Raw genomic sequence first — 18,061 nt, 5'->3', positions numbered from 1 at the left:
CCCGGACCTTGTCTTTTATAACTATATTAGGGAGATGACCATGCTCTGGCGTGTTGAGGTCGCACTTAAAGACCATGTCCGTGATGTTCACGGACATAAAGTTTCCAACAAGATCGAAGAGGAACTCGGTATCGAGGCCGGAGAAGTCCGGACCATCAAGGTATATACTGTTGAAGGTCTTGAAAAAGACGAAATAGAAAAGGTACTTGAACTTGGTGTCCTTCATGACCCGGTATTGCATACTCCTGCTCTGGAACCGGCTGCAAAAGATTTTGCCTGGAACCTTGAGGTCGGGTTTCGTCCCGGAGTTACTGATAACGAAGGCCGTACCGCACAGGAGTCCCTCACACTGGTTCTTAAACCCGAAGATCCCGAGAAAATAAAGGTATATACTTCCACTCAGTACCTTTTCTCAGAAGATCTGGGGCTGGAGAAGGTCAGCCATATCGCCAGAGATCTGCTGGCAAACGAACTGATTCAGCGCTACGAAATCCGTTCAGCTGATGAATGGGTAAAGTCTCCCGGCTTTGAAGCCAAGGCTGCACGGGTTACAGGTAAAGCAAGTGATGAAGTGGCTGTCATTGATATCGCTTCCATGAGTGATGAAGAGATGATGGCGTTCAGTCGTGCTAATACACTTGCTCTGAGCCTTGAGGAGTTTCATTGCATAAGGGATTATTACACTGACCCCGAAGTTGTGAAGCAGCGCGAGGAAATGGGGCTTACCGCAAAGCCGACCGATGCTGAGCTGGAGGCTTTGGCGCAGACCTGGTCGGAGCATTGCAAACATAAAATTTTCAGTTCCAGAATTGACTACGAGAACAAAGAGACAGGTGTTTCATCCACTGTTGACAGTCTTTACAAGACCTGCATCATGAATACCACCAAAGAAATCCGCGCCGAAAAGGGCGAAGGTGATTTCTGTCTGTCCGTTTTCAAGGACAACGCCGGCGTCATCAAATTCAATGACAAAATGAATGTCTGCGTGAAAATGGAGACTCACAACAGTCCTTCCGCTCTCGACCCTTACGGTGGTGCACTGACCGGAATTGTAGGTGTCAACCGCGATCCTATGGGAACCGGGCTGGGGGCAAACCTTCTCTGCAACACTGACGTGTTCTGTTTTGCTTCTCCGTTTCATGAAGGCGAGCTTCCGCCCCGCCTGCTGCACCCGCGCCGTGTTTTTGAAGGTGTGCGTGAGGGTGTAGAGCACGGAGGAAACAAATCCGGTATCCCGACAGTCAACGGTTCCATTGTTTTTGACGAAAGATATCTCGGCAAGCCTCTGGTGTACTGCGGTACTATCGGAACTATGCCTGTTGAAGCTGCCGGCCGTCCCAGCCATGAAAAGAAAGCCATGCCCGGTGACATTATTGTCATGACCGGCGGCCGGATAGGAAAAGACGGTATTCACGGAGCCACTTTCTCTTCCGAAGAGCTGCATGAAGGATCTCCAGCAACAGCAGTCCAGATCGGCGACCCCATTACCCAGCGCAAAATGTACGACTGCCTGATGCGCGCTCGTGATCTCGGCCTGTACAATGCCATCACAGACAACGGAGCGGGCGGACTGTCCTCATCGGTCGGTGAAATGGCTGAAGACAGTGGCGGTTGTGATCTAGACCTCGCCAAGGCTCCATTGAAATATGATGGTCTGCAGCCCTGGGAAATTCTTGTTTCAGAGGCTCAGGAGCGCATGACCCTTGCTGTTCCGCCTGAGAAACTTGATGAATTTATGGAACTCGCCCGTGAAATGGATGTGGAGGCGACTGCACTTGGAACATATACCGACAGCGGTCTGTACAACATACGCTACGGTGATAAGCCTGTAGCCTGCCTGCGCATGGACTTTCTGCATGACGGTGTTCCCCAGATGAAACTCAAGGCTGTCTGGGACCGTCCTGAAATTGATTTCACCGGTGAGCCAGAGGTGGAGGACCATACCTCGCTGCTCAAGGATATGCTCGGAAGACTCAATATCTGCAGCAAGGAATATGTCATCCGTCAGTATGACCATGAGGTTCAGGGCAAGAGTGTCGTCAAGCCGCTGGTCGGTGAGCAGGAAGACGGTCCGGCTGACGCAGGTGTGCTGAGACCTGATTTTGATTCTGACAAAGGGCTGGTTGTATCACATGGTATCTGCCCCAAATTCTCAGATTTGGACACTTACTGGATGATGGCCAACGCCATTGACGAAGCTATCCGCAACGCTGTTGCTGTCGGCGGTGACATTACTCACATGGCCGGTATCGACAACTTCTGCTGGTGCGACCCTGTTCAGTCCGAGACTACTCCGGACGGTCATTACAAGCTTGCGCAGCTTGTGCGTGCCAACCAGGCTCTGTCCCACTTCTGCCGCGCTTTCGGTGTTCCGTGTATTTCCGGTAAGGATTCCATGAAGAATGACTACAAGGGCGGAAATGTCAAGATTTCCATTCCCCCGACCGTTCTTTTCTCCGCAGTGGGAACCGTGCCTGACATCAATATGTGTGTGACATCCGACTTCAAGCAGGCCGGCGACTTTATTTATATTCTCGGTATGACCCGCGATGAAATGGGCGGTTCCGAAGTGGCTTCCCAGCTTGGTTTCAGTCACAACAAGGTCCCTCATGTTGAGGTGCTTACCGCCAAGAACCGTTACATAACCTTGAATCAGGCAATGCGTCAGGGACTGGTTAGCGCCTGTCATGACCTTTCTGATGGCGGGCTTGGAGTAGCTCTGGCAGAGATGTCCATCGGCGGACGCATCGGCTGCGAAGTAGACCTCAGATCTGTTCCTACCGAGTACGGCATGTCCACCCTGTCGGTTCTTTACAGTGAATCGGCATCCCGTTTTGCTGTAACAGTAGCACCGGAAAACGCGAACAGGTTCGAAGAGCTTTTCGCCGGGCAGATTTGTCAGCGGATAGGTATGACCACCGGTCTTAATTCCTTCGGACTTTCAGAAGGGTCCGATGGTATTGTGAGAAGCAAAATTCACGAGCTTGCACATGCCTTCAAGGAAACTCTGAACTGGTAGATTTAGATTCGTATAAGTTTGTAAAGGCCGCGTCACATAAGGGATGCGGCCTTTTTATTGTTCTCTGAAAAAACTCTAAACTGTAACTTATTCGTGGGTTAGTTACGGGCCTCTCTCCTTATTAAATAGGCAAAAAATAACGCCAGTCTCGACGCAGGCAATGCGAGAGTTTCAGGAGGATTTTTCCATGAGAGGTACTAACGTGAGGGTGGACCTGCACGTTCATTCTAAATTTTCAACAAGGCCTTCCCAGTGGATTCTGCAGAAACTGGGGTGTCCTGAAAGCTTTACCGAGCCGTTGAAGATTTATGAAAGAGCCTGTGCCCGTTCCATGAACATGGTCACCATAACGGATCACAACACGATCAACGGCAGTCTGGAAATCGCTCACCTTGATAACGCTTTTGTCAGTGAAGAGATTACAACTTACTTCCCTGAAGACGGATGCAAGCTACACGTTCTGGCTTATGATATCACTGAAGAGCATCATAGGGAGTTCCAGAAAGTCCGTGAGAATGTCTTTGAACTTGTTCCCTATCTGAGGGAGCAGGGGATTGTCCACGTGCTGGCCCACCCATTGTTTGCGGTAAACGAGCGTCTTAAACCTGAACATTTCGAGATGGCACTGCTTATGTTCAATACCCTTGAACTGAACGGTACCCGTGATGAAATGCAGAATGACGCCCTCCGCTCAATCGTAAACAGCCTGACTCCCGAAAAAATAGATCAACTCGCCAATAAGCATGATATCGAACCTTATGGTGAAACTCCCTGGGTCAAAGGGTTGACCGGTGGATCTGATGATCATTCCGGTATCAATATAGCTCGCGTCTACACTGAATTCGTAGATTGTAAAAGCCCTCAGGAAATGCTCAAGGCAGTGGCACAGGGGCGCGGAATGGTGCAGGGAAATCCCGCGACACCGCATACTATGGCTCATAATCTGTACGGTATAGCCTACCAGTTTTATAAAAGCCATTTCGACATCAATAAACTGAAACGCTCGGCAGAATGCTTTCGGTTCATGGATAATGTTCTGGATCCCGGAGACAAAGAGGACCCTACTCTTCTGGATAAATTGCAGAATTTCATCTACCGCCAGCGGTCAAAGAAATATTTTGAAACCTCGGATTCTGTTCAGGCAGCGCTGCTGCGTGAAGCTAACCGCATCGTTTTAACCGATGAGGGAGCGAGGAAAGTCAGCGGCGGCTTTAAAAACAAACCTGAAGAACTTGAGGAAGAATGGTTCCGGTTTGTGGGTAATGCAACTGACAAGGTTCTTTCCGGACTGGGAGATAAAATAATAAACAGCGCTTTAGGCGCTAATTTTTTTGACGTTTTTCATACCGTTGGCGCTGCAGGTTCTCTGTATGCCCTCCTTGCTCCGTACTTCCTCTCCTATGGGCTTTTCGCGCGTGAACGTGAACTCGCCCGCGATTGCATGCTGGCCTTCAATCTGGATGATCCTCTAGGCGCAGAGACTAAGATTGCTCATTTCACCGATACTTTCAGTGATGTGAATGGAGTTGCTCTGACCCTGCAGCATCAACTGGATGTTGCACGCAAGCATGATAAAAAGCTGACGGTCGTAACCTGCGGTGCTGATAAAGGTGGAGAGCAGGTAGTTAATTTCAATCCTGCCGGAGAATTTGATCTTCCCGAGTATCCTGAACTCTCTTTTAAATATCCTCCGTTCCTTCGGGTTCTGTCGCATTGTCTGGAAAACAACTATACCCTGCTGCATCTGGCAACTCCGGGGCCTGTCGGTCTCGCAGGTCTGGCCGTGGCCCGCCTGTTGAAACTCCCGGTTCACGGTACTTACCATACAGCTTTTCCGCAGTACGTAAGGGCATTCACCGATGACACAGGCCTTGAAGATATGGCCTGGAAGTTCATGATCTGGTTTTACAATCAGATGGATACTGTTTTTGTTCCTTCTGAGGCAACGGGTGATGAATTGGCGGCGAAGGGCGTTGATGTCGAAAAGATCAAGGTTTATCCTCGGGGAGTGGATATACACCGCTTCACACCGGAGAAGCGTAACGGTTTTTATAATGGAAGGTTCAAGGTGAAGGAACCTACCAAGCTCCTTTACGTTGGCCGGGTGTCACGGGAAAAGAACCTTGATATTCTTACCGAGGCTTTCAGGACAATTTCGCCCATGCGGCCTGATCTTCATCTGGTGGTTGTAGGTGACGGTCCTTATCATGAGGAAATGCGGAAGCGGCTTGAAGGGAGACCCGTTACATTTACCGGTTATCTGGAGGGTGAAGAACTTGCCCAGTGTTATGCAAGTTCCGATGTTTTCGTCTTTCCGTCAGCAACGGACACCTTCGGCAATGTGGTACTTGAAGCTCAGGCTTCCGGTCTGCCTGTTATAGTCACCGATTTCGGTGGTCCCTGCGAGAATATAATCGAAGACAAAACCGGACTGATTGTGGAAGCCGGAAACGCTGACGCGCTTGCCCGGGCCATTGTCCGTATCAGTGACCATCCCGAACTGTTACAGTATATGAAGCATAGTGCCAGGGCTTATACCGAAGAAAGGTCTTTCGATGCCGAATTCCTTAAGACATGGACCATGTATGAAAATCTTTCGAGGCGAGGTGTAATGCAGCAGTAGAAGGATGGAAGTTACAACTTTATTTACTGTCGATTGAAATCCTGACTGATTTTAAGAGTTTTCTTGTCATAATTTTGAACCGCAATACCTGAAATGGTGTTGCGGTTTCTTATTTGAATCTGAACTGTCTTTCATGCGCCTTGCCGAATATAAATAAAATGGGAAAAGGCCGACTATGGTGGATGTAGCATCCGGAGTGTGAAACCTGACTCATGATTGCACAGGATTGTTGTTACGCCGGGCATAAAAAAAGCCCGGAAGCTTGCGCTGCCGGGCCTTATGAACTTTTGTGTCTGAAGAAGAATTAATCTTCGTCTTCTTCCACTGCGTCAGTGATTGCGCATTCGGTGGTCAGAAGCAGACCGGAAACAGAAGCTGAGTTCTGCAGTGCGATGCGGGTAACCTTTTTAGGATCAATTACGCCAGCAGCGATGAGGTCTTCGTAAACACCTGTTCCGGCGTTAAAACCGAAACCATCGGTTCCTGCTGCTACTTTTTCCACAACAACAGAGCCTTCGAAGCCTGCGTTTTCAGCAATCATGCGCAGAGGCTGCTGGGCAGCACGGCGGATGATGTTGATGCCTGCCTGTTCGTCATCGTTGCCGGGCTTGAGGTCGTCGAGAACCTTGGCACAACGTACGAGAGCGGTACCACCACCGGCAACAATGCCTTCTTCCACAGCTGCGCGGGTTGCGTTGAGAGCATCTTCCACACGGGCTTTCTTTTCTTTCATTTCAACTTCAGTAGCAGCACCGACTTTGATTACTGCAACACCGCCGACCAGCTTGGCGAGGCGTTCCTGAAGTTTTTCACGGTCGTAGTCAGAGGAAGAATCAGCGATCTGAGATTCGATCTGCTTTACGCGGCCCTTGATTTCATCAACGGAACCAGCGCCGTCTACGATAACGGTGTTCTCTTTGTCCACACGTACCCGCTTTGCGGAACCGAGACCTTCGACAGTCATGGCTTCGAGGGAAAGGCCGATATCTTCGGAAACAACAGTCGCACCGGTGAGGGTTGCGATGTCTTTGAGCATTTCCTTGCGGCGGTCACCGAAGCCGGGAGCTTTGATCGCGCAGACATTGAGGTTGGAGCGGAGTCTGTTTACAACGAGAGTTGCAAGAGCTTCGCCGTCCACGTCTTCAGCTACGATGAGCAGGGGACGGGACATTTTGAGAACCTGCTCAAGGATGGGGAGCAGTTCTTTCATGTTGGAGATTTTTTTCTCGCAGAGGAGGATCATGGGATCTTCAAATTCGCAGACCATTTTATCAGTGTCGGTTGCGAAGTAGGGGGAGAGGTAGCCGCGGTCGAACTGCATACCTTCAACAACGTCCAGTTCGGTCTTCATGGACTTGGCTTCCTCAACGGTGATGACGCCTTCCTTGCCTACTTTATCCATAGCTTCAGCGAGAATTTCACCTATGGTGGAATCGTTGTTGGCGGAGATGGTTCCGACCTGAGCGATTTCAGCTTTGTCGCGGGTAGGTTTGGCCAGTTTGCCGAGTTCTTCAACCACAGCTTCAACAGCAGAGTCGATACCGCGTTTGATGGACATTGGGTTACGGCCGGCAGCTACGAGCTTTACACCTTCAGCAAAGATGGACTGGGCGAGTACGGTAGCGGTAGTGGTTCCGTCACCAGCGATATCGTTGGTTTTGGAAGCAACTTCCTTAACCATCTGTGCGCCCATGTTCTCGAACTTGTCTTCAAGGTCGATTTCCTTTGCAACGGTAACACCGTCTTTGGTGATGGTGGGAGCGCCCCAGGATTTTTCAATCACAACATTACGACCTTTGGGGCCGAGAGTAACTTTTACAGCTTCGGCGAGAGTATCAACACCTTTTTTGAGGCGGTCACGTGCAGTGACTTCGAATTCGATAGATTTAGCCATTTATTGATTCTCCTGAATAGAAAATGTGTTGAAAGAATTGGGTTATTCTACAATTGCGAGGATTTCTTCTTCGCGCATGATGATGAACTCGTCAGCATCGATCTTGAGCTCATTGCCTGCGTACTTGGCAAAAAGGACAACATCACCGGCTTTGACGGTCATGGCATTGTTGTCTTTGCCGGGGCCAGCTGCGACTACTTCGCCTTTCATAGGTTTTTCCTTGGCGGAGTCGGGGATGATGATGCCACCGGCGGTTTTCTGCTCGGTTTCCAGACGCTTGATGAGAACACGATCCTGTAACGGCTTGAGATTCATTTGTTCCTCCAGAATAGAATAATCTTTTGTTGTGATAATAATAAGTAATCCGCGTGGATGGGCGGATCAGACTTTTAAATTTAATGTCCGCTCAATTCTGCGGTACAGAGGCTTCGCAAGGGAAGCTGCTTATAACTAAGACAGTGGGAAAAGATGTCAACACTGTAGGCAAAAAAAATGCTCAAAAAAGTATCAAATAGACTTTTTGAAAGAAATATCGTTAATTCTTGATGTTATTTTAAGATAAGGTCTGGAAAGACTTGACAAGGCTCCGTTATTCCTTGTAGTCCGCCACTTCCGACCAGATTTTGCCCCCTCCTGCTGTTTTGCGGGATTAAAGATTCGTAGATGTGTTTCTGTTAATAAAAATCTCATCCAGTTAAGATTTGGCTTAGACTATGGCTTTTTCTTTCTAACTGGTGTAGTGGCTTCTGAGGGGACGGATTGCCGCCAATGAAGCGGCCTAAAATTATTTTGAAGGAGTAAATTATGAGTAAGACTGTTCTTGTTAAGAAAATCCGGGAAAAACTCGACCTGAGCGCGAAAGACGCCGCAGCTGCACTGGACGGAGTTCTCGGTGCAATCGAAGATGGCCTCAAAGAAGAAGGTAATGTTACCCTTACAGGTTTCGGTACTTTCAAGACCGTAGAGCGTTCCGCTCGCACCGGCCGTAACCCCCAGACCGGTCAGGCCATTGAAATCCCTGCTTCTCGCGGTGTAAAATTCACCCCCGGAAAGTTCCTCAAGGACGCAGTGAAATAGTCTCTGATAATTTTGACTGTTAAAAGCCGCTTCCGGAACATTCCGGAAGCGGCTTTTTTTATTAGCTGAAAAATGTCATGCGACTTAGCCGGAATTCCTGTAGCCGCATCTTAAAAATCATGGAGAAAACGACAATGGTATCGCTATGGGACAAACCCTTCGGTTATAAACATGTGCTTAATATAAGTATGCCTCTGGCAGTAAGTATGGCTTCTACCACTGTGATGCAGGTGACTGACCGCATTTTTCTCGGTCGGTATTCTGTTGAGGCTATTGCCGCGGCTTTGCCTGCTGGTATTCTTGCTTTTCTGTTCATCTCATTTTTTATGGGTGTGGCTAGCTATATTAATGTATTCATAGCGCAATATACAGGGGCGGCTAGACCTGAGAAGGTCGCTGTCAGCCTCTGGCAGGGCATATACTTTTCACTGATCGGGTGGGCCATTCTGGCTTTGATGGCCTACTCCATGACTCCGGTTCTGGTCAGGGGCGGGCATCCGCCTGAGGTTCTTGAGCTTGAGATCCAGTATTTCAGGATTCTTATGCTCGGAGCAGGCCTGCCGGTTCTCGATACCGCTTTATCCGGTTTCTATTCCGGGCGAGGGCTTACAAGAGCGGTTATGATTGTGAACATGGTCGGAGCGGTAGTGAACATCCCGTTGGACTATGCTTTGATCTACGGAGCAGGGCCTTTTCCTGAGCTGGGGATAAGGGGGGCGGCAATTGCCACTGTCGCAGCCTGGGCTCTTATTGTCCTGATTTATTGCTGTCTGATTTTTCGAAAACGGAATGAAGAACGGTTCCATACCAGAAGTCGATGGCATTTCGATGCTGATCTGTTCCGCAGATTCATTAAATATGGTCTTTCGAACGGGGTTCAGTTTTTTCTCGATATTTTCGCGATCACTTTTTTTGTATACATGGTAGGCAGGCTCGGAACCATAATTCTGGCAGCGAGCAATATAGCACTCTCCATAGACGGAATTTCTTTTTTTCCGGCCTATGGGATCTCTGTGGGCGTGAGTACGCTGGTCGGGCAGGCAATAGGAAAAGGCAGGCCTGATTATGCCAGAAGGGCCACCATGTGCGCTTTTCACATAACATGTCTGTGGATGCTGTTCATGGGGGCAATCTACATGATTTTTCCGGACGCCCTGATCTCACTTTTTCGTCCTGATGAGCTCAATGACCTGCAGTTTGAAGAAGTATTGGTCCATGGCCGCGTTTACCTGCTTTTCATGGCAGCATATATTTTGTTTGACGGCATGGCCCTTGTGTACTCCGGAGCCCTCAAGGGAGCCGGAGACGTAGTTTTCATCATGAAGACAATCGGATTGGTGTGTCTTTTCCTTATGGTTATCCCCTGCTATGCCGGTGTTGAGATACTTCATTGGGATGACCGCTTTCTGTGGAGTATTTTTACCGCGTATGTGATGGTACTCAGTGTGGTATTTTATTGGCGCTTCAAGGGTGGAGAATGGGAAAAAATGAAAGTCATTGAATAAGAAACGCCGGAGCTGCAAATGCGGCTCCGGCGTTTTTCGGGTATTTAAGGAGTGCTCAGGATTCCTGACTGAGCATGAGCATTTCAGGCCGGACTTTCTGGAGGAAGCCATAAGCGAAGGCGCAGATGAATCCTTCAATGATCATTACCGGAATGTGTCCGTATATAAGCATTCTGGAGGCTGAAGCAAAGCTTTCGTCAGTAAAGGACAGGGCCAGTGCTGTCAACACGGATGAGGCAGCTATAGAAAGTGCGCCGCACAGAAATGCCCCGATGCTGACACTTGCCCCAGTCCTGCTCAGCAATGGCCGGAACAGGTAGTGGCAGGCTACAGCAGGCAGTGCCATTGTCGCTGCATTAACTCCGATTACAGTCAATCCACCATATTGAAAAAGAATTGCCTGCAGCAGTAACCCCGTCAGAATTGCAGGGAATGCCGCCCACCCCAGAAGAAGTCCCATAAGTCCGCTCAAAATAAGATGCGCGCTTGAAGGTCCAATCGGCACATGAATAAGCGATGCAATGAAGAAAACCGAAGAAAGCAGAGCAACTGAAATCAGCTTTTCTGAATCCATTTTTTTCAGGCCGATGATTGTTCCTGCGACTGTGACTGCTGCTCCTGTCGCCAGCACAGGAAGAGAGAGAACTCCTTCAGAGATGTGCATTATAAATCCTTTTTTTTAGCCGTGAAATAGTTGCTCTTAATCTGATCTTGAGAGCACTTTGTGCATACTTATAAATAAAGTATAGCACGCAACTCTCAGTGTCAAGAAATCCAAGAGCTCACTATTGAACCTTGGAGGCTGAGAGTAATGGCCCCAATGTGAGTGACGGTAAAATGGCACAATGAACATTTGCGATATGTTTTTTTAATACATTGTCCCCATTAATAGAGGCTTTAGGATATGTGGTATGTAAGTTGCTTTTTATTCCCATAGGAGGAAAAAAATGCACAAAAAAAGACTTTCAGAAAAAGCTATTCCAATACTTTTTGATGTAGTCGTCTGGGGTGGGTTTGCAGCCTTTTTATTCGCCTCATTTATTGCCTGCCAAACCCTGATCGATAGATTTCCGGGACAGGTAAGTAAACTGATCGGGATTTTGCAGAATTTTATGGCATGATGTGGCGTGTAGGATGATCCCTTTGTCTATTTAGGGTGAAGGGATTGTTGATTCTATGTCTTTAAAAAAGAGCCGCCTTGACTTTATGGTTTAAAGAGCTAGACTCTTCTTATTGAAAATGAATACGCATATCAATTAAGAGGAGGAAATATGCAAGACCTGCTGGTTTTGGTTATTATAGGTGTCGCTGCCGTGTATTTAGGCTGGAAGTGGTTTGGTAAATCGGGGTCGTCTTGTGGTTGCGGTTGCGATTGTTCGGCTGCTTCAAGCTGCAACGATGATTCTTGTTCAGATAAAGCTCAAAACAAGGGCGATATACAAAAGTAGTAAAAATATTAAAAAACAAGTTGTTACAAGATTTCTATCCTTTTGAGAGCATCAGAAGGATGAGTCTGAAAAGGACATGGAGAGAGGCGTTCATTAGAATCGCTCTCTCCTTTTTTTATATGTTTTATTGCGCATAGGAGACAGCGAAGGTATGGCCATACAAAGCTTAAAAGGATTGCTTTAGTCAGCTGGAGGGGATCGGGGAAAGCATTTAAATACCTTCAGGCTGCTTAATTTATGGGGGAGTTTTTGTGCAAATATCTACAATGTCGGTGGGTATTTGTTCATAAGCGCAAGCTAAGTGAGTGTTAAAAACAAAAATGTTAATTCGTGCTTTCCTGTAAATGCATAAATGTTGTTTTGTGCTCAAAATAGCGTTCGTTTGTGAACTTTTTAACACATCAGATGGGTTGTCTTCAAAATTGAGAGTGGTGCTGAAACTGTACTCAAATTAAGCTGAAGTAAAAATACATAGACATATAAAACTTATTTATTTCAGTGTCTTAAATCAAAAAAATGCAAAAAGTATTCAAGGCATGTAAAATGGATTGATGTCTCAAAATAGTCTAATTTTTTAGTTTAGCCGTTAAAATATTTTTTAGCCACTCTTTTTTGCTGAAATTGTCAGAGTAATGTGTTACAAGACTTTACTTTCAGCTCGTCACATTGCCGCACAAAAATATCTGGCTAGACGAAAATGTTCTCGTAATATACTGGTTTCCATTAAAATTTGGGCTTAACAAGAATGACCGACTGCAGGCTTTCCGGCCTGTTGTAATACTTTTCATTCTCAAACCATAGGGAGGGGAAGTGGCCAAGAAAAAGATTAGGTTCATGTGTACCGCCTTCCGTGACGGCTTTCAGTCCGTGTACGGAGCCAGGGTCAAGACCGATGACTTTCTGCCCGCAGTAGAAGCGGCCAGAGAAGCAGGTATCAACTGGTTCGAAGCAGGCGGAGGCGCACGATTTCAGGCCCTCTATTTCTATTCCAATGAATGTGCCTTTGATATGATGGACAGGTTCAGGGAGACCGCAGGTCCTGATGCCGATCTTCAGACGCTTGCCCGCGGGGTGAACGTTGTCGGACTTGAGTCCCAGCCAAGCGACGTCATCAAGGCCCACGCCGATCTTTTTGCCAGACATGGCATAACCACAATCCGAAATTTTGACGCACTCAATGATGTCAATAACCTGATCTACAGTGGTCAGTGTATTGTTGATGCCGGACTGAAACACCAGGTAGTAGTCTCCATGATGGAGCTCCCTCCCGGATGTTCCGGTGCTCATGATGCCTCGTTTTACGAGAAAACTCTGCGCCAGATCATGGACGCGGGCATTCCTTTTGATTCTGTATGCTTCAAAGACGCTTCCGGAACATCCACTCCGGCCAAAGTCTACGAGACTATAAAGGCTGCAAAAAAGATGCTTCCCGAAGATGTCATGCTTCATTTCCACACCCACGAGACAGCCGGTATCGGCGGTCTCTGCTATCATTCGGCAATTGAAGCCGGTGCAGACGCGATTGACCTCTCCATGGCACCCGCTTCAGGCGGAACCTGTCAGACAGATATAATCACTATGTGGCATATCCTTCGCGGCACAGATTACACAATCGACATTGATATCGACAAGATTATCAAGGCCGAGGATGTTTTCCGTGACTGTATGAAGGATTATTTCCTGCCGCCTGAGGCAACACAGGTGGATGCAATGATCCCCTTCAGCCCAATGCCCGGCGGAGCGTTGACCGCTAACACCCAGATGTTGCGCGACAACGGCCTGATGGACAAATACCCCGAAATCATCCGGGCCATGAGTGAAGTGGTCCGCAAGGGTGGATTCGGTACTTCCGTAACCCCTGTTTCCCAGTTCTATTTCCAGCAGGCGTTCAACAACGTCATGTTCGGTCCCTGGGAAAAATTTGCAGATGGCTACGGTAAAATGGTGCTCGGATACTTTGGCAAGACTCCGGTTGAGCCTGACGCCGAAGTTGTAAGACTTGCTTCCGAGCAGCTGGGACTTGAGCCGACCAAAAAAACTCCCCTCGAAATCAACGATGCCGATCCTACCAAAGGACTCGAACCCGCCCGCGAAATCTGCAAGAAAGAAGGTTTCGAACTTACCGATGAAAATGTTTTCATCGTGGCGACCTGTAAAGATAAGGGTGTGAGCTACCTCAAAGGTGAAGCTCGAGTCGGCATCCGCTATAAAAAAGATGTTGAAGCTGAGCAGCTCAAGAAGCTCGGAGCTTCTGTTGGTGGTGGTTCCGGATCCGGTCCGGTTAATGTGACCGTCGACGGCCAGTCCTACACTGTTAATGTTGATGGATCCACTGCAACCATAAACGGCAAATCCTTCAATATCGGCGCGGGTGATGCTGCTGCAACCGCTGGCGGTTCTGCCGCTCCGGCAGCAGGTGCCACCGAGCCGGTAGCTGCTCCCATGCCCGGATTGATAATCCGGACTGCTGTTGAGCCCGGCAGTGCCGTTCAGGAAGGCCAGACCATTCTGGTTATGGAAGCCATGAAAATGGAAATGGAAGTAAAGGCGCACAAGGCCGGAACTGTAACCTCTTTCGCTGTTACCGCGGGAGATCAGGTGCAGCAGGGTCAGCCTCTGGCTCAGATGACCGTTTAGACCGTCAACACTTAACCGCAAAAGGAGATTCCAAATGCAACAAGTGTTGTTCAGTTGGGACAACGTGGTTGCCGGTAACGGTATCGCAATTTCCGTTACGGGAATGAGCATCGTTTTTGTGGCCCTGATTCTGGTCAGCCTTTATATAGCGTTGCTTCCGAAACTCGCCGCGTTCTTAAACAAGATAATTCCGCCTGCAGCCCACAACCACGGTCCGGTAGCCAATGCTCCGGCACCCGATGTCAAAGCAGGGCCGTCTGAAGCGGAAATTGTGGCTGCTGCTGTGGCGTATCTGCATAAAAACAAGGGCTAGACGGACGTTATGGATATACTTCTTCACTTCTTTAACACTACTGGCTTTGCCGAAATGACTCCGGGCAACTTCATCATGATTGTCATCGGGATCGTTTTTATTGCTCTGGCCATTATCAAGGATTATGAGCCGCTGCTTCTTCTGCCCATCGGGTTCGGTGCTGTTGTTGGTAACATCCCTTCCATCGCCGGGATGCCACTCAGTGTTTATGACGAAGGCAGCGTTCTTTATTATATCTACTTCGGAGTCAGCAAAGGGATATTCCCGCCCCTGATCTTTCTGGGCATCGGAGCCATGACCGATTTTTCGTGCATGCTTTCCAACCCGCGGCTCGTGTTACTCGGAGCTGCTGCCCAGATGGGTATTTTCGGTACCCTTATCGGAGCCATGTATATGGGCTTCACCCCTGCTGAAGCAGGGGCAATCGGTATCATCGGCGGGGCGGATGGGCCTACGGCCATCTTCCTGTCTTCAAAGCTGGCACCTCATCTTCTTGGTGCAATCGCCATCGCGGCTTACTCATACATGGCTCTCGTGCCTGTAATACAGCCTCCGATCATGAAGCTCATGACCAGTAAGAAAGAGCGTCTCATCCGCATGAAAGCGCCTCGTGAAGTTTCCACCCGTGAAAAAATTCTTTTTCCGGTGGGGGGCTTCATCATTACCGCTCTCATTGCTCCGGGCTCTCTTGCTCTGGTCGGTATGCTTTTCTTCGGAAACCTTCTCAAGGAATCAGGAGTAACTGAGCGTCTCGCTGAGACCGCGCGTACTGCCCTGATTGACTCCGTCACCATCCTGCTTGGTTTTTCAGTGGGAGCATCCACTCAGGCACAGACCTTCCTTACTCCGGACAGTCTGTTGATTTTTGGCCTTGGTGCAGCATCCTTCTGTGTTGCTACTGCCAGTGGTCTGGCTTTTGCCAAGCTGATGAACGTGTTCTCTAAAGAGAAGATCAATCCGTTGGTCGGGGCTGCCGGTGTTTCTGCCGTGCCTGACTCCGCCCGTGTTGTACAAATGGTCGCCCGTGATGAAGACCCGCACAACTTCCTGCTGATGCACGCCATGGCCCCCAACGTAGCCGGGGTTCTTGGTTCCGCAGTCGGTGCTGGTGTGCTCTGGTCCGTTCTGGCGATGTAAGGAAAATACTGTGATTCTTTTTGCCGCTCGAAAGATGCTTACAACACGCAAGCGTACATCTGCGCCTGCTGCTAAGATAATGATGAAAGCGGGCAAAAATAAGATGGCGGTATTTTAACGTAAAAACAAGGCGCATTCTCAAAATTGAGAATGCGCCTTTCTAATTGCAGTCTCTTTTACTAGAGGCGGTTTCTAGAGTATAAATTGTGGGAAAACATTTGCAATGGCCGACAGGGAACTGCTTTCCAGGGAATAACCTTTATTTTTAAATGGTGAATGAGCAGTGGCAATTTATTGCAAATGGAGTTACAGGCCGATAAAAACATGAACGTTGGCGTTATAATGGAATTTGAAAGCTCACAGGGAATGCCTAGGGCATGAGCAGCAGATTTCTCGCAGACGTTTTTTTAGCGGCCTGTAAATAAAACATATAACAAGTCGATCAGGGACGGCTTAAGGGAGCCGCCAGACTAACATTCTCTTTGGAGGACAATTTGGCCAGTCAGTCAACCTACGAATTCTACAAAGATGACCTTTCCAAAATTCCGCCTCTTCGCGCTATTGCGGAAACTCTTCTTGCTGATAAGAGAGTCCGAAAGGTAAGTGCGGCAGAAGCTTACGAACTTGCACGCAAACAGTGGGATGTGATGGAAACAGACCATCCTATATATCCTGAGGCGGCAAAACGTTTGGGTCTGCCTGAAGGTGCAAAGCTGCTCAATCATTGCCATGGTAAGATTGTCGGCCGCACAGCAATGGCAAGACGTTTTTACAACAAGCTCGGCGGGCCTGACCAGCGCAAGGTTCTTGGTGACCTTCGTGAAGCTATTTCAGATATGCAGGAGCGTCCTCTCATCAAGGCTGAAGCAATTGTGGGGCTTGATCAGGATCTGATGATCAAGGCGACAATTCTAGGTGGAGAAGATGATGCAGCCAATATTTTCAACTGGCTGGTGAACTTCACACCGTTTGATGAGTTGGCTGAAGAATACGCAGAAAGTGCCAAGCTGCCCATTCAGGATATCATTATCATAGGTGATAACCTCTGGCGCAATGACGACACTTTTTACCATAATCAGGGTAACCCGCAGCTCGCCCTTGTGGATGAAGAATGCAATGTCATCTACAACTTCGGCATGCGTTATTTCGGTGAGCGCAAGAAAGGTACTCTGACTCTGGCCTGGACTTCCGGGATCCGTGTCGGAATGGCGGCATGTCATGGCGGAATTAAAGAGATTGATTTCTCCGATTGCCCTGATGCCGAAATCAAGGAACTGGGGAAAAAATCCATCGCTTTCTTCGGCCTTTCGGGTACAGGTAAGTCTTCCCACACCAACTCCCATGATAACGGCGGAACCCTTCCCGAAGGATTCGCCAAGAAAGTTCTGCATGATGATGCATTTCAGATTGACACTGAAAATCGTGTCTGCCGTGTGTGGGAGCCAACTCTTTTTGATAAAACCGACTCCCGTCCTCTTGGTAACCCGGACTGGAAGTACATGGTTTCAGTAATGAACCATGCCATGCTGGAAATTGATGGCAAGGTTATGCCTCTCGGACAGGATATCCGTAACCCCAACGGGCGTGCGCTTATCGACCGGGATGTTCTTGGCGATTATGTTAACCGCTGTACCTTTCCTGATTCACTCTGCTGGCTCATGAAAGATACCTGCCTGCCCCCGATCATTCGTTTTACCGATACCTACCTTGCTGTAGCAATGGGTGCTGCGCTTATGACCAAGCGTAACCTTGCGGAGAATGTTTCTGAAGAAGAACTTAAGAAGCTAGTCTTCATCCCCTTTGCCAACCCTTTCCGTGTGTACGAACTGTGGAAAGATGTGCAGGCATTCGCCAATGTATTTGACTGCGGAGCGAGCGGTTACAGCTTCAACTCGATTGGTTTCTGGAAATCTTCGGACAGTGATCTTAACCCGATCCCCCTCCAGACTTCCCTTACCCTCCAGACCATGATTCTTACTGACAAACTGGAATGGGAAGACTGGGATCTGCTGCCCGGAGCACAGATTCCTAAACGCAACTGCATGGAAAAGATCCTGCCTGGATATTACGATACTTACAATCCGGCTAATGTTGATAATCGTGATGACTATATCCAGACCCTCAAGGACCGCTTTGCCCAGCGCAGGCATTTCCTGGAGCAGACAGATGATCTTAACTGCAAGCCTGAACTGCTAGCCAGGCTCACCAAGCTGCTGCAGATCAAAGACTGATATCATATTGTAAAAAAAGTCCCCGGAAGATTTATTTTCCGGGGACTCATAACGCTAAAAAATCAATATCTATGTTGTATCTGAATTGTTGGTGTTCTCCTCTCCTGCAGTGTCTAGCACCTGTGCTATAATTTGGCTGAGATTGAAATTTTATTTAACTAACTGCGCCTCGTTTCT

13 protein-coding genes are annotated in these 18,061 nt (G+C 48.4%); 10 read left to right on the top strand and 3 right to left on the bottom strand.

Annotated elements, in window-relative coordinates; genetic code table 11:
* Positions 1-40: 40 nt before the first annotated feature.
* On the top strand, positions 41-3,019 hold the full coding sequence (locus tag ACZ5PW_RS19100) for an AIR synthase-related protein (RefSeq protein WP_464556608.1): 2,979 nt from the start codon (positions 41-43) through the stop codon (positions 3,017-3,019).
* Between the two features lie 187 nt (positions 3,020-3,206).
* Positions 3,207-5,642, top strand: coding sequence for a glycosyltransferase (locus ACZ5PW_RS19095; RefSeq protein ID WP_464556607.1), 2,436 nt, complete (start codon positions 3,207-3,209; stop codon positions 5,640-5,642).
* A 304-nt stretch (positions 5,643-5,946) separates the two neighbouring features.
* Here ACZ5PW_RS19095 and groL read toward each other — a convergent pair whose 3' ends face one another.
* Both groL and ACZ5PW_RS19085 read right to left on the bottom strand, forming a co-directional pair.
* Positions 5,947-7,536, bottom strand: coding sequence for a chaperonin GroEL (gene groL / locus ACZ5PW_RS19090; RefSeq protein WP_464556606.1), 1,590 nt, complete (start codon positions 7,534-7,536; stop codon positions 5,947-5,949).
* Between the two features lie 42 nt (positions 7,537-7,578).
* Complete coding sequence (locus ACZ5PW_RS19085) at positions 7,579-7,851, bottom strand: co-chaperone GroES (protein ID WP_464556605.1); 273 nt, start codon at positions 7,849-7,851, stop codon at positions 7,579-7,581.
* A 489-nt stretch (positions 7,852-8,340) separates the two neighbouring features.
* Here ACZ5PW_RS19085 and ACZ5PW_RS19080 point away from each other — a divergent pair, with 489 nt between their 5' ends.
* Positions 8,341-8,613: an HU family DNA-binding protein gene (locus tag ACZ5PW_RS19080; protein WP_464556604.1), complete on the top strand. Its 273-nt coding sequence runs from the start codon at positions 8,341-8,343 to the stop codon at positions 8,611-8,613.
* A 134-nt stretch (positions 8,614-8,747) separates the two neighbouring features.
* Complete coding sequence (locus tag ACZ5PW_RS19075) at positions 8,748-10,118, top strand: MATE family efflux transporter (RefSeq protein ID WP_464556603.1); 1,371 nt, start codon at positions 8,748-8,750, stop codon at positions 10,116-10,118.
* 55 nt (positions 10,119-10,173) lie between these two features.
* Here ACZ5PW_RS19075 and cbiM read toward each other — a convergent pair whose 3' ends face one another.
* Positions 10,174-10,782 (bottom strand): cobalt transporter CbiM, encoded by a 609-nt coding sequence (gene cbiM / locus ACZ5PW_RS19070; protein WP_464556602.1) that lies wholly within the window; start codon positions 10,780-10,782, stop codon positions 10,174-10,176.
* A 283-nt stretch (positions 10,783-11,065) separates the two neighbouring features.
* Here cbiM and ACZ5PW_RS19065 point away from each other — a divergent pair, with 283 nt between their 5' ends.
* The 6 genes from ACZ5PW_RS19065 (at position 11,066) to ACZ5PW_RS19040 (ending at position 17,884) form a co-directional block, all read left to right on the top strand.
* On the top strand, positions 11,066-11,239 hold the full coding sequence (locus tag ACZ5PW_RS19065) for a hypothetical protein (RefSeq protein WP_464556601.1): 174 nt from the start codon (positions 11,066-11,068) through the stop codon (positions 11,237-11,239).
* Between the two features lie 150 nt (positions 11,240-11,389).
* The gene (locus tag ACZ5PW_RS19060) at positions 11,390-11,566 is read left to right on the top strand and encodes a FeoB-associated Cys-rich membrane protein (RefSeq protein ID WP_464556600.1); all 177 of its coding nucleotides are present in this window, start codon (positions 11,390-11,392) and stop codon (positions 11,564-11,566) included.
* Positions 11,567-12,376: 810 nt separating this feature from the next.
* Positions 12,377-14,203, top strand: coding sequence for a biotin/lipoyl-containing protein (locus ACZ5PW_RS19055; protein ID WP_464556599.1), 1,827 nt, complete (start codon positions 12,377-12,379; stop codon positions 14,201-14,203).
* 34 nt (positions 14,204-14,237) lie between these two features.
* Entirely contained in the window at positions 14,238-14,516 is a 279-nt protein-coding gene (locus ACZ5PW_RS19050) for an OadG family protein (RefSeq protein WP_464556598.1), read from the top strand.
* 9 nt (positions 14,517-14,525) lie between these two features.
* Positions 14,526-15,653: a sodium ion-translocating decarboxylase subunit beta gene (locus tag ACZ5PW_RS19045; protein WP_464556597.1), complete on the top strand. Its 1,128-nt coding sequence runs from the start codon at positions 14,526-14,528 to the stop codon at positions 15,651-15,653.
* Positions 15,654-16,147: 494 nt separating this feature from the next.
* Positions 16,148-17,884, top strand: a complete 1,737-nt coding sequence (locus ACZ5PW_RS19040; RefSeq protein WP_464556596.1) for a phosphoenolpyruvate carboxykinase (ATP) — start codon at positions 16,148-16,150, stop codon at positions 17,882-17,884.
* Positions 17,885-18,061 lie beyond the last annotated feature (177 nt).

Source organism: Maridesulfovibrio salinus (genome assembly GCF_055394525.1).
Note: the sequence above shows the minus strand (reverse complement) of the source record. Positions and strands in the feature narration are given on the sequence as shown.